The sequence below is a fragment of the Leifsonia sp. SIMBA_070 genome (genome assembly GCF_046534635.1).
GTDB lineage: Bacteria > Actinomycetota > Actinomycetes > Actinomycetales > Microbacteriaceae > Leifsonia.
In genome coordinates, this window is record NZ_JAWRYK010001058.1 from 1 (window position 1) to 230 (window position 230).

Annotated in this window: 1 protein-coding gene; it reads left to right on the forward strand. The window is 66.5% G+C overall.

Features of this window, described 5'->3' with window-relative positions:
• Window positions 1-4: 4 nt before the first annotated feature.
• On the forward strand, window positions 5-230 hold a 226-nt coding region (locus SB754_RS23380), incomplete at its 3' end, for a uroporphyrinogen decarboxylase family protein (protein WP_410784619.1).

The window sequence follows — 230 nt, forward strand, 5'->3', positions numbered from 1 at the left end:
GGTGATGTCTGAACATGATGCTCGCACTGTCTCTCCGCTGGTCGCGGCTGCCCGCGGGCAGGTTCCCAGCCACCGTCCGGTCTGGTTCATGCGCCAAGCTGGGCGCTCACTACCAGAGTACCGGGAGATCCGCGCTGGTCGCGGGATGCTCGAGGCCTGTTTCGATCCGGAATTGGTCTGCGAGATCACGATGCAGCCGGTCCGCCGCCACGGCGTCGACGGGGCGATCC